Source organism: Micromonospora sp. DT15 (assembly GCF_049841475.1).
In the GTDB taxonomy this organism is placed as follows: Bacteria; Actinomycetota; Actinomycetes; order Mycobacteriales; family Micromonosporaceae; genus Micromonospora.
The window spans coordinates 1-15,662 of sequence record NZ_JBNCKJ010000002.1 but is presented as its reverse complement, the minus strand read 5'-3'; the positions used below and the strand labels follow the sequence as shown (position 1 = coordinate 15,662).

19 protein-coding genes are annotated in these 15,662 nt (G+C 70.3%); 9 read left to right on the top strand and 10 right to left on the bottom strand.

Annotated features, from left to right (window positions below; genetic code table 11):
• The first annotated feature begins 9 nt into the window (after positions 1-9).
• The 3 genes from ACLQ3F_RS04145 (at position 10) to ACLQ3F_RS04135 (ending at position 3,038) form a co-directional block, all read left to right on the top strand.
• A complete protein-coding gene (locus tag ACLQ3F_RS04145) occupies positions 10-987 on the top strand; it encodes a DUF2267 domain-containing protein (RefSeq protein ID WP_357264335.1) in 978 nt (325 codons plus the stop codon).
• Between the two features lie 103 nt (positions 988-1,090).
• Positions 1,091-1,885 (top strand): spermidine synthase, encoded by a 795-nt coding sequence (locus ACLQ3F_RS04140; protein ID WP_425846230.1) that lies wholly within the window; start codon positions 1,091-1,093, stop codon positions 1,883-1,885.
• A 58-nt stretch (positions 1,886-1,943) separates the two neighbouring features.
• Positions 1,944-3,038, top strand: coding sequence for an AI-2E family transporter (locus tag ACLQ3F_RS04135; RefSeq protein WP_425846227.1), 1,095 nt, complete (start codon positions 1,944-1,946; stop codon positions 3,036-3,038).
• Positions 3,039-3,074: 36 nt separating this feature from the next.
• On the opposite strand, the gene ACLQ3F_RS04130 is transcribed toward ACLQ3F_RS04135, so the two are convergent.
• The 4 genes from ACLQ3F_RS04130 to ACLQ3F_RS04115 all read right to left on the bottom strand — a co-directional run bounded on the left by ACLQ3F_RS04130 (position 3,075) and on the right by ACLQ3F_RS04115 (position 8,219).
• Positions 3,075-4,376, bottom strand: coding sequence for an NAD(P)/FAD-dependent oxidoreductase (locus ACLQ3F_RS04130; RefSeq protein ID WP_357264326.1), 1,302 nt, complete (start codon positions 4,374-4,376; stop codon positions 3,075-3,077).
• Between the two features lie 95 nt (positions 4,377-4,471).
• Positions 4,472-6,625, bottom strand: coding sequence for a glycogen debranching N-terminal domain-containing protein (locus ACLQ3F_RS04125; protein ID WP_425846223.1), 2,154 nt, complete (start codon positions 6,623-6,625; stop codon positions 4,472-4,474).
• A gap of 271 nt (positions 6,626-6,896) precedes the next feature.
• The gene (locus tag ACLQ3F_RS04120) at positions 6,897-7,424 is read right to left on the bottom strand and encodes a GNAT family N-acetyltransferase (RefSeq protein ID WP_357206193.1); all 528 of its coding nucleotides are present in this window, start codon (positions 7,422-7,424) and stop codon (positions 6,897-6,899) included.
• A gap of 60 nt (positions 7,425-7,484) precedes the next feature.
• On the bottom strand, positions 7,485-8,219 hold the full coding sequence (locus ACLQ3F_RS04115) for a VOC family protein (protein WP_425846220.1): 735 nt from the start codon (positions 8,217-8,219) through the stop codon (positions 7,485-7,487).
• 123 nt (positions 8,220-8,342) lie between these two features.
• Here ACLQ3F_RS04115 and ACLQ3F_RS04110 point away from each other — a divergent pair, with 123 nt between their 5' ends.
• On the top strand, positions 8,343-8,750 hold the full coding sequence (locus tag ACLQ3F_RS04110) for a pyridoxamine 5'-phosphate oxidase family protein (RefSeq protein WP_425846218.1): 408 nt from the start codon (positions 8,343-8,345) through the stop codon (positions 8,748-8,750).
• Between the two features lie 115 nt (positions 8,751-8,865).
• Here ACLQ3F_RS04110 and ACLQ3F_RS04105 read toward each other — a convergent pair whose 3' ends face one another.
• Positions 8,866-9,282, bottom strand: a complete 417-nt coding sequence (locus tag ACLQ3F_RS04105; protein WP_425846216.1) for a hypothetical protein — start codon at positions 9,280-9,282, stop codon at positions 8,866-8,868.
• Positions 9,283-9,304: 22 nt separating this feature from the next.
• Between ACLQ3F_RS04105 and ACLQ3F_RS04100 the strand changes: the two genes are divergently transcribed.
• Genes ACLQ3F_RS04100 through ACLQ3F_RS04090 form a run of 3 tightly spaced genes read left to right on the top strand, consistent with a single transcriptional unit; the run spans position 9,305 to position 10,639 of the window.
• Positions 9,305-9,820, top strand: a complete 516-nt coding sequence (locus ACLQ3F_RS04100; RefSeq protein ID WP_425846213.1) for a hypothetical protein — start codon at positions 9,305-9,307, stop codon at positions 9,818-9,820.
• Position 9,821: 1 nt separating this feature from the next.
• Entirely contained in the window at positions 9,822-10,256 is a 435-nt protein-coding gene (locus ACLQ3F_RS04095; protein ID WP_425846210.1) for a hypothetical protein, read from the top strand.
• Positions 10,253-10,639: a hypothetical protein gene (locus tag ACLQ3F_RS04090; protein ID WP_425846208.1), complete on the top strand. Its 387-nt coding sequence runs from the start codon at positions 10,253-10,255 to the stop codon at positions 10,637-10,639. Before ACLQ3F_RS04095 ends, ACLQ3F_RS04090 begins: the two co-directional genes overlap by 4 nt.
• 21 nt (positions 10,640-10,660) lie before the next feature.
• Here ACLQ3F_RS04090 and ACLQ3F_RS04085 read toward each other — a convergent pair whose 3' ends face one another.
• From ACLQ3F_RS04085 to ACLQ3F_RS04065, 5 genes are all read right to left on the bottom strand, one after another.
• Positions 10,661-10,954, bottom strand: a complete 294-nt coding sequence (locus ACLQ3F_RS04085) for a DUF6510 family protein (protein WP_355009041.1) — start codon at positions 10,952-10,954, stop codon at positions 10,661-10,663.
• Between the two features lie 34 nt (positions 10,955-10,988).
• The gene (locus tag ACLQ3F_RS04080) at positions 10,989-11,753 is read right to left on the bottom strand and encodes a ferredoxin reductase (protein WP_366611314.1); all 765 of its coding nucleotides are present in this window, start codon (positions 11,751-11,753) and stop codon (positions 10,989-10,991) included.
• 7 nt (positions 11,754-11,760) lie between these two features.
• On the bottom strand, positions 11,761-12,360 hold the full coding sequence (locus ACLQ3F_RS04075; protein WP_357206186.1) for a sulfite oxidase-like oxidoreductase: 600 nt from the start codon (positions 12,358-12,360) through the stop codon (positions 11,761-11,763).
• Positions 12,361-12,435: 75 nt separating this feature from the next.
• Entirely contained in the window at positions 12,436-13,461 is a 1,026-nt protein-coding gene (locus tag ACLQ3F_RS04070; protein WP_425846205.1) for a TerC/Alx family metal homeostasis membrane protein, read from the bottom strand.
• Between the two features lie 217 nt (positions 13,462-13,678).
• Positions 13,679-14,089, bottom strand: coding sequence for a DUF2267 domain-containing protein (locus ACLQ3F_RS04065; protein ID WP_179778796.1), 411 nt, complete (start codon positions 14,087-14,089; stop codon positions 13,679-13,681).
• Positions 14,090-14,244: 155 nt separating this feature from the next.
• On the opposite strand from ACLQ3F_RS04065, the gene ACLQ3F_RS04060 reads away from it, so the two are divergent.
• Together ACLQ3F_RS04060 and ACLQ3F_RS04055 are read left to right on the top strand one after the other, a co-directional pair.
• Entirely contained in the window at positions 14,245-14,517 is a 273-nt protein-coding gene (locus ACLQ3F_RS04060; RefSeq protein ID WP_184186396.1) for a DUF2795 domain-containing protein, read from the top strand.
• Between the two features lie 42 nt (positions 14,518-14,559).
• Positions 14,560-15,225, top strand: coding sequence for a DUF1345 domain-containing protein (locus ACLQ3F_RS04055; RefSeq protein WP_425846203.1), 666 nt, complete (start codon positions 14,560-14,562; stop codon positions 15,223-15,225).
• Positions 15,226-15,662: the final 437 nt, after the last annotated feature.

Here is a 15,662-nt window from a genome sequence, read left to right as displayed (position 1 = left end):
GATGCCACCATGCGCAAGCAGATGGAGGGCGACAACCAGAGGCGTCGGGCCCTGGCCCGGCAGGCCCGGGAACAGAATCGCCAGCCCAGCGAGATCGGCGCCAGCCTGAGCGCGTCCAAGCAGCTCACGAGCCTCGACGCGGGTAAGCGGACGGGCCCACCAGCGGCCGGACCGCACAAGTCGGACACCACGCGCGGGGGGCCGGCACCGCCGCAGGTCGGTAGCGCCGACAACCCGCGACCGCAGCCGTCCCCGCCGAGCGGCGCGGCCGGTGTGAACAGCATGGGCTACCACGACCTGGTCGACGAGGTTCGGCGTCGCGCCGGGGTCGACTTCAAGACCGCCAAGGTGGGCACCGAGGCGACAGTTCTGGTCCTCGCGTTCGCCCTGGAGGCCGCCGAGCGGCAGCGGCTGCTCGCCGCGGTGCCGGCGTCGCTGCACGACGTGCTGCCGGTCGACGGCATCGAGCGGCACCGGGACCTGCCCGGCTTCCTGGCCGAGGTGGGCCGGATCAGCGGCAACACCCCGGAGCAGGCCCGTTACCAGGCGGAGGCGACGATCGCCGCGCTCGCCGAGCAGGACGGCGACCTGGTCGAGTCGTTGCACGTACCCGACGGGTTGCGCGACCTGCTGAACCCGCCGGAGGCCGGCGGCGGCCTGGTGGGCGCCTCCACCACCACACCCACCCTGGACGCCGACGAGATCAGCGCGGCGCTGGACGACCTGCCCTACTGGTCCGGCGACAGCCAGGGCCTCTACCGGGTGGTCGCGCTGCCGCCCGACAACCTGGACCGGGTGCTCGCCCGGCTCGACCGGCTTCGCCAGGACAACGGCCGCGGCCCGAGCATCGGACGTCCGGGCGACACCGCCGCCGTGTTGACAGTGCGAACCAACCAGGCCAACGGGGTCACCGCGCTCGACGTGGACCTCGCCCGCCAGATCGACGACGCGATCGACGAGGTGGGGGCCGGGATGGCCGGCGGCTGACCGGCCACCACGACACCGTCGGGCCGGCGGAGCGGGGGCGACCCCGCTCCGCCGGCCCGTCCGCCGTGCCAGGTGCACGGTGGGCTCGGCTAGCGTGCCGGGCATGAACCGCGCCGCAGACCGGCTGGAACTCGTCGCCGATCCGGTCCGCCGGACCGGGCGGACACTGCTGTCCGCCGGGGTCGAGCAGTCGTACGTGGATGTCGAGGATCCCCGGCACCTGCACTTCGAGTACGTCCGGCGGATCGCCTCGGCCGTGGAGGTGGCGGCCCCGGCCGGCGCGCCATTGAACGTCCTGCACCTGGGCGGCGGCGCGTTGACGTTGCCCCGCTGGCTGGCCGCCACCCGGCCCGGCTCCCGGCAACGGGTCGTCGAGCGGGACGCGGCGGTGGTCGAGCTGGTGGCCCGGGAGTTGCCGCCGCTGCCGCCGGAGGTGCGGGTCGAGGTCGCCGACGCCCGGGACGCTCTGACCGACACCCCGGACGGCCGCTACGACCTGGTGATCGCCGACATCTACCGCGCGGCCCGGATGCCCCGGCACGTGCGCACCGTCGAGTTCGCCGCCGAGGTGGCCCGCGTCCTGCGCCCCGACGGGTCGTACCTGGTCAACGTCACCGATCTGCCTCCGCTGGTCGGCACCCGGGTGCAGGTGGCCACCTTGCGGGCGGTCTTCGCCGACGTGTGCGTGGTCGGCGACCGGCGGATGTTACGCGGCCGCAGGTACGGCAACCTGGTGCTGGCCGCGACCTCCCGCCCCGGCGGGCTGCCGGTGGCCCGGCTGGCGGTGGCCGCCCTGCACGACCCGGTGCCCGGTGGGCTGCTGCACGCCGGCGCGCTCGACACGTTCGCCGCCGGCGCCCACCCCGTCACCGACGCGGACGACAACTCGCACCACTGATCGCCGTTATGCCCCCATTGCCGGGTTTCCGACGGCGTGCGCGGGGAAGGCCCGCCGGATGAGCAACGTCGACGATCGGGTGACCGGCCGCCGCACTCTGATCGTGATCGGTCTGGTGCTGGCGACCGCGCTCGCGCTGGGGTTCGTGTACGCGACCCGGCGGGTGCTGGTCTGGGCGGTGGTCGCCGCGTTCTTCGCCGTCGCGCTCAAGCCCCTCGTCGACCGGCTGCAACGCCGCTTCGTCCGGCGTCGGGCGCTGGCCACACTGCTGGTGTTCCTCGCCGCGTTCGTCCTGCTGGCGATCCTGGCCGCGCTCATCCTGGTGCCGCTGTTCGGGGAGTTGGGCCGCTTCGCCGACCGGGCACCCGAGCTGCTGCGGGAGGCCCGCGCCGGGCGGGGCCCGGTGGGGCAGCTACTGGAGCGCACCGGGGCGCGGCGCTACGTCAGCGACCACTCGGGGCAGCTGCACGACCTCGGCGGTCGCCTGCGCCAACCCGCTGTCGGTGTGCTGCGCGGCGTCGTCGAGTCGGTCGCCGGGCTGGTCACGGTCATCGTGCTGGCGTACCTCATGGTGTTGGAGGCGCCGCGGATCACCAGCGGCCTGCTCGCGGCGGCCGGGGACGGTCAGGGCGAGCGGCTGCGCCGGGTGGGCCGGGAGGTGTCGCGCACAGTGACCGGCTATCTCACCGGGAATCTGCTGATCAGCGTGATCTGCGGGGCGTTGACCTACGCGGTGCTGGCCCTCACCGGGGTGCCCTTCGCGGCCGTGATCGCCCTCCTGGTGGCGGTGGCCGACCTGATACCGCTGGTCGGGGCGACCCTCGGCGCGGTGATCGCGGCCGGTGCCGGTTTCCTGCACTCCCCCACCGCCGGGGTGGTGGTGCTGGTCTTCTTCGTGGTCTACCAGCAGGTGGAGAACCACCTGCTCCAGCCACTCATCCTGTCCCGCGCGGTCCGGCTGAACCCGTTGACGGTGCTCGTCAGTCTGCTGCTCGCGGCGGAGCTGGCCGGTCTGCTCGGCGCGCTGCTGGCCATCCCCGCCGCCGGCATCGTCCAGACCCTGCTGCGCGAGTACGGCCCGCGCCGGCTGCGGCCCGCCCCGCCCGCCGGTCCGGCCGCGCGGTCCACGCGACCGGCCGGCTCCACCGACTGACCATTCCGGGTCCGGCCGGCGCCGCCACCTGCCCGCTCAGCGGGACCGGGACGCCACCTCGGGAGACGTGCTCTCCAGCGGCACCGCGTTCGCCGGCACCAGCCCCAACTGGACCGCGGACCGGGTCAACGCGGCGTCCAACGCCCAGTCCGCGCTGACCCGCGTGCGGTTTCCCGGCATCGCCATCAGGTGGTACGCCCGGGTGACCGCCTTGGCCGGCAGACCGGCCAGGTTGACCTGCAACGGGTTCGCCGCCGCGTCCTTGCCACCCAGGTCGACGACCCAGCCCAGGTCGTGGTGCTTGTACGGCTTGCGGCGGCCGAAACCGTACGACGCGGCGATGTTGTGCGCCGCGCGCTTGCCCTGCCGCTGCGCGTGCTGGGCGGTCATCCCGCAGACCTTGCCCGGGTTGACCAGGTCGGGCACCGCGGCGGCGTCGCCGATGGCGTACACCTCCGGATAGCCGGGGACGTTGAGGAACTCGTCGGTGACCAGCCGACCCCGGTCGGTCCGCAGGCCCAGCTCGTTGACGAACGGGTCGGGGCGCACCCCCACACACCACACCAGGGTGCAGGTCGGCACGTACTCACCGTCGGTGAGCTTCACCCCGTCGCACGTCGCCTCGGCGACCGAGGTGCCCATCCGCACGTCCACCCCACGCCGGTTGAGCACCTTGTGCGAGGTGTCCGACATCCGCTTGTCCAACTCCGGCAGCACCCGGGACGCCACGTCGAGCAGCATCCAGCGGGGCCGGACGGTGAGCCGGGGCCGTTGCGCGTGCAACGCGTCGGTGAACAGCTGCCCGTGCGCCGCGACCTCGGTGCCGGTGTAACCCGCTCCGACCACCACGAACGTGGAGCGGGCCTGCTGCTCGGCAGGGTCCTCGGCCTGCTCGGCCAGTTCGACCTGCCGGACGATGTGATCATGCAGGTAGACGGCCTCGGGCAGGCCACGGAAACCGTGCGCGTACTCGGTCACCCCGGGGATGGGCAGCAGCTTGTTGACGCTGCCCACGGCGAGCACCAGCCGGTCGTACGCCAGCCGGTTCTTCTCCCCCTCGGCCTGGGTGAAGCCGACCCAGCGGTTCTGCAGGTCCACGTGGTCCGCCTCGCCGATCACCACCCGTACGCCCTTGAGCGTCCCGGTCAGCGGCACGGCGATCCGTCTGGGTTCGACCACCCCGGCCGCCACCTCGGGCAGCAGCGGCAGGTAGAGGAAGTAGTCGGTGGAGTTCAGCACCACGATCTCGGCCCGGTCCCGGGCGATCCGGCTCAACGTCTTCGCCGCGTGGTAACCGGCGAACCCGGCCCCCACGATCACCACACGAGGTTTCGTCATTGCGGGCCGTTTCCCGTCGAAGCCCGCGACAAACGTCCGGCCTGCCAGCCGCGTTCAGCCGTCCTCCCTCGCCAGCCGCGCTCAGCCAGCCGCGCTCAGCTCGGCTGGAGCCGGATGTGGCCGCTGCGACCGATCGCCTCGACCTCCCACTGTTGGCCGAACACCCGGACCCGCTCGGCGACGATCCGGCCCAGTTCCTCCGGGACGTCCGGATCGAGGACCAGCCGGCCCTCGACCGGATTGATGCCGAGCATGGCGCGGATCAGGGCCAGCGGCGTGCCGGCCGCCCACGCCTGCGGGCTGCACGCGGTCGGGTACGGCACGGCGAACAGCAGCCGCTCCCGGTCGAAACCGCTGAGCGCCTCCGGTAACCGGTAACCGAACTGCTCGGCGGCCTCGATCATCGCCAGGCTGATCCGGTTCGACTCGGCCCGGTAGCCGTACCGGGCCAGGCCGAGCGCGGCGATCGAGTTGTCGTGCGGCCAGACCGTGCCGAGGTGGTAGCCGAGGGCGTTGTAGGGCCGTTCCTCCCGGGACAGGGTGCGGATGCCCCAACCGGAGAACATGTCCGGTGACATGAGTTGTCGCACCACCGCGTCGGCGCGCTCCGGTGGCACGATTCCGCTCCACAGCAGGTGACCCATGTTCGAGGTCTTGGAGTCGACGCGGTTCTTGTCGCCGTCCAGGGCGACCGCGTAATAGCCGCCCCGTTCCTCGATCCAGAAGTCCTGGTTGAACCTCTCGTACAGGGTGTTGGCCTGCTCGCGCAGCCGGTGCGCCGACTCGGGGTCGTCCAACGGCCCGTCGAACAACTCAGCCAGCCGCAGCTTGGCGTCGTAGGTGTAGCCCTGGAGGTCGCTGGTGGCCAGCGGGAGCACGGGGATTCGACCGTCGGCGAAGCACACCCCGTCCGGGGAGTCCCGCCAGCACTGGTTGCCCAGCCCCTCGTACGAGCGGGTGGCGTACTCGACGTAGCCGTCGCCGTCCCGGTCGCCGTACTCGTCGATCCAGCGCCACGCGGCCAGCGCGTTGTCGCGCAGTTGCTGGACGGTCGAGTCGTCGCCGGTCCACCGCCAGTACTCGGAGAGCAGGATCAGCCAGAGCTGGGTGGCGTCGGCGGTGCCGTAGTAGGGCCCGTACGGCTTCTCGCCGGAGCGGGTCAGCTCGCCGCTGCGTACCTCGTGCAGGATCTTGCCGGGCTCCTCGTCGGTGAAGTCGTCGCAGGCTTGGCCCTGGAGCCGGGCCAGCGCGAGCAGCGCGCCCTTCGCCAGGGTGGGTCCGGCGACCAACGTCTGGTAGGCGCTGATCAGGGTGTCCCGTCCGAAGACGGTGAGGAACCAGGGCAGTCCGGCACCGGGCAACATGATGCGCTGGCCCTTGACCTCCAGGTCGAGCCGCAGCGCCGACAGGTCGTCACGGGACTGGCGTACGGTGCGCTCCAGCGACGTGCTGTCGCTGCGCAACACCGCGCGGTTCTCGGTCCACCGGCGCAGCGGATCGTCGGCGCGACCGTGGAAGACGTCGGCGATGTCACCCCGGACCGGCTCGACCACCCCCATGCCGTCCGGCAGCGGCACGTGCAGGTCCACCTTCCAGGACTCGCGGGGGCCCAGGTCAAGCTCCCAGACCAGGTCGTCGCCCTCGATGCGGTCGGCTGGCGTCGCGCAGCACACCCGGGTCTGGGCGCAGAAGTCACCGCTCTGGTAGGAGAAGCACAGTTCGGAACCGTCGGCGGCATGGTCCCGGCTGATCTCCGCGAAGCGGTCCCGGACCCTGGACTTGACCTCGAACAGGTCGGCGAAGTCGGCGTCGACGGCCAGCCGCAGCTCGAACCGGACCGGCTCCAACCGGAACGAGACCAGTTCCAGGCGTTCGTGCAGGCCGTCGCCGACGTAGCGCAGCCGCCGGATGGCCAGGCTGTTCGGCGGCAGCCCCGGCAGGTCGGGGTTGGTGAGCGTGTACTGCGCGGAGTAGTGCTCGATGGTCTCGGAGCGCAACACCAGCAACTCACTGCCGTCGATGGTCAATGTCCAACCGCTGAGCAGCCGGGTGTCCAGGTGCACGAGCCCACCGATGCTGCCCGGCGGGACGTCCCCCTGGGCGTTGGAGTACAGGAAGGTGGGCCCGCTGAGCACCGCAAGAGAGTCGGGTCCCAGTTCCGGCGGGATCGCCCGCTGATCGCCACTGTCCGAATTGGCGATCGACAGACCGGGCATGGGGTCGGCAGGGGTCGCACGAACGGCAGCCATGACACCCACCGTAGGAAGCAGGGCACGGAGCGTCATCACCCGGTCTGGGTGAAAGGCCCGAGGCCCCGGAGGAACGAATGAGCAAGCTGGCAACCGGGCTTCGGCAACTCGCCGGTGGGACCAGGGCTTTTGACGTCACGCACCAGGTCAGCCCGACCTTCGGAGCTTCCCGGTGCGTGACCGAGATTCACCCTCCCACCACGCCGCCGGAGACCGGACCGCTGCCCCAATGCCCCCTGACCCGTCGCTCAGGCGCGGCCGGGCCGACGAGTCAGGCGGGGGTTGGTGCGGTGATCGCCCAGCGCTCGTGGTCGCGCCAGGCGCCGTCGATGAACAGGTAGTCCGGAGAGAAACCCTCCAACCGGAAACCCAGCTTGCGGGCCACCCGCCGCGACGGCTCGTTGCCCGGTTGGATGTTCGCCTCCAGCCGGTGCAACCCGGCCGAGGTGAACGCGTGGTCGATCACCAGGGCGACGCCCGCCGAGGCGTGACCGGTCCCGCTGTACGGGAGGAACGCCGCGTATCCCAGGTAGCCACCGCGCAGCGCGCCGAGCACGATTCCGCTGATGTTCACGTAGCCGGCGATCTCGCCGCTGGCCCGGTCGCAGATCAGGTAGCCGGCGCTGTCGCGGCGACGGATCCGGCGCAGATAGAGCTCGTACTCCTCCGGGCTGGCCGGCGCGACCAACCAGGGATGGTGCAGGTCCCGACTGCGCAGCACGGCGGCGACGAACTCGTCCGAGTCGGTGGGCCGGGGTCGCCGGATCGCGGCGGGACCACCGGTACGCAGGTATCTCACGGCGGACCACTCTGACCGACCGGCGCCGCTGTTGTCCAATGATCGCGGCGCTTACCGGGGCTAGCGGGACGTCCGCAGGCTGAACTCCTGACCATCGGGGTCCGCCAGCACCAGCCGGCCTGTCCCATCCTGGTCGGCGTCGACCCGGGTCGCCCCGAGCGAGAGCAGACGGTCGACCTCGACCTGCCAGTCGACGCCACCACCCGGCGCGAGGTCGAAACGCACCCGGTCCCGACCGCCGTTCGGCATGTGCGGCGGACCACCCCAGGTGATCTTCGTGCCACCGTGCGGCGACTGGATCGCCGTTTCCTCGTCCTGGTCCCAGACCAGCGGCCAGCCCAGCGCGGCACTCCAGAAGTAGCCGACCGCCTGCGAACCGTCGCAGGCCAACGCACCGACGAAGCCGCAGCCGGCGAGGAAGTTGTTGCCCGGCTCGATCACGCAGAACTCGTTGCCCTCGGGATCGGCGAGCACCACATGATCGATCTCCGGGCCCTGCCCGATGTCGGCGTGCCGCGCGCCCAGCTCCAACGCACGGGCCACCGTCTGCCGCTGGTCCTCCAGCGAACTGCTGGTCAGATCGAAGTGCATCCGGTTCTGGACGACCTTCGGCTGGTCAGACGGCACGAAGCGCAGCCGGAGCTCGGGGTCGGCCCCCGGCAGGACCAGGACGCCGTCGCGCGGATCCTCCACCATGTCCCGACCAAGAAGCCCGGACCAGAACCGACCGAGGCGTACGGGCTGGGTTGCGTCACAGGTGATCGCGAACAGGTGAGCCGTCATCGCGCTGGTCATCTCCGATCCGACCGGATGCCGTACGGTCCTTGGGGCGCAAAGCCTAGGGACGAGCCGGGCCTGCCGCACCCGAGTATTCGACGGCCACCGCCGGCACGGGCAGGCTTGTGATCCACTTGCCTGATGAACCGAACCCCCTCGCCCCCTTCGACCGACGTCGAGGAGCGACTGTCACGGGAGCTGAACGTCTGGCTGTGCACGGTGCGACGCGACGGGTCCCCGCACCTCACGCCGGTCTGGTTCGTCTACCTCTCCGCGACGTTCTGGGTCGGTTGCGAGAGCCGCAGCGTCAAGGCCCGCAATATCCTGGCCGACCCACGGGTGTCCCTGGCTCTGGAGAATGGCAACGCTCCGGTGGTGGCGGAGGGCGCCGCCCACGTGCACCGAAGTGGATTCCCGGGCACTGTCGTCGAGGCGTTCGCGCGCAAGTACGACGGCTGGGACGTCGGCCGGCAGGTCAGACCGGACGGTGAGCGGGCGCTGCTGGAGATCCCCGTCCGGCGGTGGCTGCTCGCGGGCACCGCCCAGTGAGTCGTCGATGAGAGAATCGGCCGGTGGAGAACGAGCTGACGACGGCCCTGGCCGGCGTACGTGACAACGACTCGCCGTGGGCCGACGACCTCGCCCGGGCCTACGACCTCCTCCGCTACTGAAGGGCCCCTCGTCGCGCGAACCACGGCGCCAGCCAGGGACTGAGCGCGACGAGACCGACGGCGAGGGCGGTGATGACGGCCTGCCCGATCCGGCCCGGGGTGACACCGCTCGCCGGGTCCAGCACGTAGTTGGCGTACCCGTTCGCGGCCGCGTCCGTCGCCAGCACCGCGCAGCCCAGCACGAGCCCCTGCACCCGGCGAGCGGCCAACAGCAGTGCCGCCAACGGATCCCACAGCGTCAGGGACGTGAAGTAGAAACTCAGCCACCCGGGCAGTGCGAGCTGCGGCCCGAACCGGGGCAGGAGCAACTGCACCACGTGCACAGCGGTGCCGTAGGCGAAGACCAGCACGGCGACAGCCACCACACACCGGACCGCGAGCGGCACACCACGCCACCGACCAGTGCCCACCCGGCCATCCTGCCTCAGCCGGGTGAGCGGCACCGCCCAGGCGAGTCTGTCGACATCGCGACAAATCCTCGTGACCGCCGTCGGCGCTGTTAACTTCTGTCGATCACCTTCGCGAATGACACCCGGGGACCGGCCGATGATCTTGGATGATCTCGAACCATACTGGACGGACGTCGCGCAACGCTGGGACCGCACCGTGCGAATCGTCGACTCCGCGACCAGCGACACGTCGCGCCGAATGATCGAGATCACCGAAGTGAAGAAACATCCGCGGCTCGCGGAGGTCACACCCATCATGGTGGTCGGTGATCGATTCGCCGGAAAGAGCGCGCTGTTTCACCGAATCTCGAACAGCAGCGGGTATCTGCAACGCCGAACCGACGACCACACCACGCACAAAGTCGTCATCCGGGGCCGGAAGGCACAGGTGAACGCTCTTGTCGCGGTCACGCCAGGCCAGCAGGTCGGCGAGGAGTTCGCGGACGGCGACATCGACAAGTGGAACGCCATGCTGGAGTTCTGTGGGCTACAGATCTGAGGTGAGACCGCAGTACGCGTCGGGCGACGACTTCGAACGTTCCCTCCGGGAGGCCGAGGCACTGCTGGCCACCGTGGATGGGGCCCGTGACCGCTACCGGCGTTACCTGCTCGTCGAGCGGATCGCCGTGGCCGCCATCCTCGCCACCGGTGTCTGCGCGCTGATTGCCGTACTGCCGCACTACGTCGGCGCGGCGGCCACGGTAGCGGCATTCATCGCACTGCCCACGGTCCTGGTGAACTCCCTGCGGAAAGGCGTGCGGGCGCCACTGAACGCCGAGATCTACCGGGACGAGAAAGTCATGGCGGGGATGGTGAACATCCTCCGCGAACTCCTTCCGCTGATCGCCAAGAACGAACAGTGGCTGGAACTGCGGGTCACCGAGACCCGCATGCGGATCGGCAGGTTCCCCATCGAACCACGGGGTCGACGATGAAGACCTCTGGCGGGCTCAAGGCCCAGCAGGAGCAGACGTGGCCGTGGTTGTGGCTGGCTCGGACGGGCATTGTGCTCTCGGTGATCAACGGCGCGTTCCAGGTCGTACGCATCCTCGCGACGAACGCGACGACCCTGACCGCGCTGGCGAACGACGACGTGGTGGTGTGGAGCCTCGCGGTGGTGGCGGTCCTACCCCTGCTGATCGGCGCCGGGGTCTTCCTCTACGACCTGATGGCTCCGAGGAGCGACTTCGACGTCTTTCGGCCGGAGCGGCAGTCACGCAGGATCGCGCTCCTTCGTACCGGACTCGCCTTCCTGGCGCTCGGTGCGGTCCTCTCGGTGGCCTTCGGAACCGTCTGGGTGTGGGCTCTGCACCGATGATGCCGGTCCGCTGGAGCACAGTCAGAGCGGGCCGGGGAACGTCTGCTCCATCGGCATCGGCACCTGAAGGAAGGTGGTGCCGCGCATGTCCAGCCAGGCCCGGTCCGGCCCGCGCACCAGTCGCACCATCACCTCCTCGCAGGAGGGGCAGCGGGCGACGAGGCCCGGGGCGTTCGAGTAGACGTGCAGGCTGGCCATCGAACCGGTCGTCCCGCAGTTCTCACAGCGGCCCATCGCGCTGCTCAGGTCGACGGTGAACAGCTCACGCATCGGTCCGTCGAGCATGTTCCCGTCCAGGTACGACATCTCGGTCATCGAATCTCCTCGACACTGCGTGAGTGAGCGGTGGTCAGCCGGTGGGGCCGAACCGTTCGGTCTTGACCCGACGCGACGGGTGACCCAGCCCCACCAGCAGGTCGGCCACGGTCTCCACGAACGCGGTCGGGCCGCAGACGTAGGTGAGTGGTTCCAGGTCCGGTGGCCACCCGTGCGTGTTGACGTCGGCCAGCCCGATCCGGTGCGGCTCGCCGCGCCAACCCTCGGGCGCCTCCCGGGTGTAGACGTACGCGACGTCGAGGCCGAAGTCGTCGCGGACCCGGCGGCGCAGCTCGTCGGCGTAGATCACGTCACCCGGGGTGCGCACCGAGTAGATCAGCCGGAACGGTGCCTTGCTGCCCACCGCCCGCCGCGCCCGGATCATCGCCATCAACGGCACGACGCCGGAGCCGCCGGCGACCAGTTGCACCGGCGCGGTCTCCTCGGGTCGCCAGATGAACCAGCCGCCGAGCGGTCCGCGGACCTCGATCGGGTCGCCGTCCCCAAAGACATCAATGAGGTACGGCGACACCTCGCCGTCGTGCACCCGCTGCACTGTCACCTCGATGCGCGGTCCTCCCGGCCCGTCCACGGCCGGCCCGGCGATCGAGTACGACCGTGCCGCCTGGTAACCGTCCGGAGCGGTGAGTCGCAGGTCGACGTGCTGCCCCGGCAGGTGCCCCGGCCAGTCCGGCACCTCCAGCACCAGGGTCTGCGCGGACGGTGTCTCCACCCGGCGCTCCACCAGCCGGCCGACCTGCCAACGGTTGGGCGTCCGGCGCTGGGTGCTCGTCGCCACCGCGCGCTCAGTCACCCTGGTACCGCTGTTCGCGCCACGGGTCGCCGTAGTCGTGGTACCCGGCGGTCTCCCAGAACCCTGGCTCGTCCATCGTCTTGAGTCGGAGGCCGCGCACCCACTTGGCGGACTTCCAGAAGTACAGGTGCGGCACCAGCAGTCGCGCCGGCCCGCCGTGCTCAGCGGGCAGCGGGGCGCCGTCGAAGGTGTGCACCACCCAGGCCTGACCGCCGCGCAGGTCGTCGAGCGGCAGGTTGGTGGTGTACCCGCCGTAGGAGTGCGCCAGCGCGAAGTGCGCCCCCGTGTCCACGTCGGCGAGCAGCGTGTCCAGTGAGACACCCTTCCAGTTGGTGCCGAGCTTGGACCAGCGGGTGACGCAGTGGATGTCTACAGTCGGCGTCTCCTGCGGCAGGGCCATCAACTCCTGCCACGACCACCGGTGGTCGCTGCCGTTCTCGGCGGAGATGACGAACTCCCAGGTGTCCAGTGACACCCGGGGCGTCGGACCGGCCGAGAGCACCGGAAAGTCCTCGGTCAGATACTGACCGGGTGGCAGGGCCGGCTCCTGCGTTCGGGGCCGACCCTGAAAGCCCGGTGACACGATTCCCATTGCACAGTCGTACCACTCGCGCCGGTGAGGGCGGGAGCTTTCCCGCGTACCCCGTCGTGAGCCGGCGCGGCGCGGTCAGTGCCGCTCCGCGACGACAGTGCGGTCCTTGGGCAGGTCGCCGCCGCGGGTGGCGCGCAGGCTGGTCACCGTGACCACCACCAGCACACCGATGATCACGCCGAGCGAGGCCAGGGTGGGGATCTGCGGCACGCTGTCCCAGATGCCGTGCGCCCAGTGCAGACCCAGCTTGAGGCCGATGAACGCCAGGATGATGGCCAGGCCGTAGCTGAGGTGCACCAGCCGGCTCAGTGCCGCGTGCAGGACGAAGTAGAGCGCCCGCAGGCCGAGCAGGGCGAACGCGTTGGTGGCGAACACCAGGTACGGGTCCTCGGTGATGCCGTAGACGGCCGGCACCGAGTCGACAGCGAAGACGATGTCGGTGGCCAGGACCGCGACCACCACAAGGGCGAACGGCGTGAGTGCGCGCTTCGCGCCCTGCCGGACGGTCATCTTGGTGCCGTGGTAGTCGTCGACCACCGGCATGACCTTGCGCAGCAGCTTCACCGAACGCATCTTGTTGATGTCGACCTCCTGCTGATGCCCGGACAGGGCATCGCGCAGCAGCTTCACCGCGGTGGCGATCAGGATGATCGCGAAGAGCAGGAAGGCGAAGTCGAGGGTCTGCAACGCCGCCGCGCCGAGGGCGATGAAGACGGCCCGCAGCACCAGCGCACCGGCGATGCCGTAGAGCAGCACCCGCTGGGCGAGCACCGCCGGCACCGCGAACGCCGCCAGCAGCAACATGAAGACGAAGAGGTTGTCGACCGAGAGCGACTTCTCCACCAGGTAACCGGTCAGGTATTCGACGCCCTGCTGGGAGCCGAAGCGGGCCCAGACCCAGGCGCCGAACGCCAGCGGCAGCGCTATGTAGAACGCCGACCAGCCGATGGCCTCCCGCATGGACACCTCGTGCGGGCGACGGGTGACCAGGAAGTCCAGCACCAACAGCAGGAGGACCCCGATGATGGTGACCGCCCACAGCGTGGGAGTGCCCACCGACGACAGGTCACTGGCGGCGGACAGATATGACACATGATTCATGGTGGGTCTCCTCGAACACCGTCATGTTCGAGGTCTCCTTCACCCACCACCTGGTGGACAACCACCCGAGGCGCGCCGGGCGCGCCGTACTGACCGGAATGGTTCGTGGGAAGTACTCCCCTCGCACGACAAGGTTAGGCCAGGTGGAATCACGACGCCATGCGGGACATCGGTGGTTGCCCTGGTAAACCGCTGTGTACGCCCGGTACGAGCACTGTCAACCGCGGCGAAGCGTCGCCCCCGGAGCCATCGCCTGCTCGACCAGGCCCCGATAGTCACGCGGGAGTTGCGTCGCCACGTCGTCGAACTCACCGCCGGTGATCGCCTCCCGCAGTGTGGTGAAGACCGCCCGACTGGCGTCCCGGGCGGCCGGCTCGTCCACCCCGGCGCGCAGAGCGACCCGGGCGACGAACTCGGCCGCACCGAACCGGTCCGCCTGCTCGGTGCTCGGGCTCGGCTTGAGCACCAGTTGCAACGGCTGTGGCAGCTGAGCGGCAAGGTCCAGATTCTCACCGCCGGTCAACCGCTCAGCGAACGTCTCCAACACGGCCCGGGTCAGCTCGACCGCCCGCTCGGACGACGTCGCGGTGCGCTGGGAAACCTGGTCGATGAAGGTGTCGTAGTTCATCGCGTACTCCCTTGGCTCGCGTCGACGCCTGCGGGTACCCGCGGCGGCCGAGGAGAAACGGCACCGGGTTTCCTGCGTCGGGCGGGCGTGACCGGCCAGCGGGCGGGTAACCGCCGCCGGTCGTCACCACATCGATGCCAGAGGGAGCCCACGCCATGGCGAGCTACGCCGACGTCCTGCAGTACCTGTCGAGCCTGGACTACCCGGCCGAGAAGAACGACGTGGTCCGCGAGGCCGAACGGGAGGGTGCCCCGCCGGACGTGCTGAAGGCGCTGCGCGCCCTGCCGCCGGTCGACTACGCCAACGGGACCGAGGTGGCCCGGTCGGCCGGGATCGAGGCTGCGCCCGAGGTCGGCCCCGCCCAGCGGGCCGAGCAGGCCCGGGACAAGAAGCACAACCGGGTCTCGCAGCACCTGCGCGGCATCTGACCCGGCAGTGACGCCCACCACCCCGACCCGGGAGCGTCCCGAATGACCCAGACCGGCCCCGACCGGCCAGCGGACGTGCGTTTCCCGGCTGCGAAGCAGCTCGCCGTCGTGGCGGTGGTCGGCGTCGTCGCCGGCTGCGTCTTCGCGCTGCTGCTTCCCCTGCCGCTCGCCGCACTGGCTGGCTGGGACGTGGGCGCGCTGAGCTGGCTCGTGCTGGTCTGGCACAAAATTTGGCCGATGGACGCCCTGCGGACCGCCCAGCTGGCCGTCCACGAGGACCCGAACCGGGCGATCCGGGACGCCCTGCTGCTCGTCGCCTGCCTGGCCAGCCTGCTGGCTGTCGGGTTGGTCGTGGCCAGCGCGCAGAGTGCGCCCCCCGGGGTTGCCCGGGAACTGCACAGCGGCGTGGGCGTGCTCAGCGTGGTGCTCTCCTGGTTCGTGGTGCACACCGTGTTCGCCGCCCGGTACGCCCGGATCTACTACACCGGCCCGGACGGCGGGGTGAACTTCAATCAGCCCGAACCGCCGCGCTACTCCGACTTCGCGTACGTCGCGTTCACTATCGGGACGACGTTCCAGGTCTCCGACACCAACCTGACCAGCAACGAGATGCGTCGTACGGTGCTGCGCCACTCGATGGTGTCGTACCTGTTCGGCGCGTTCATCATCGCCGTGACCGTGAACCTGCTGGCGGGTCTGGCCCGGTGAAGGCTATCTACGCTTCAGGCCACGCAGTCCCCCGGAGCGCGACACGGGGCGGGGCCGACCGAAGAGCCCGGGACAGGCGGGCGCCCCTGGTCACGAACCGCGACCCAGGGCGCCACGCAAGCCTGCCCAGGCGGTGAACCGCATCCGAACCGGTCGCGGTCACCAGGCGGTGGAGGCTCGCTCGAACCGAGCGGCCAGCACTGCCGGGTCCAACCATACGGCAGACCATCCTCCGTTTGGTCAGAATTTGGGGAAGTGTGGGCCAGGGCACGTCACGGCCGACCGGGGCCCGGCCCGGCGATCTTGCAGTTTCTGTCGCGACAGAACCCGCAGAATCCCACATTCCGGGGACCAAAACTGCAAGACGCTTCTATGTACGTGGTGATCGGTTCGGCTGGTTGCCGCTAGGTTCGGCGTCGATGATTGCTTGGGTGGCT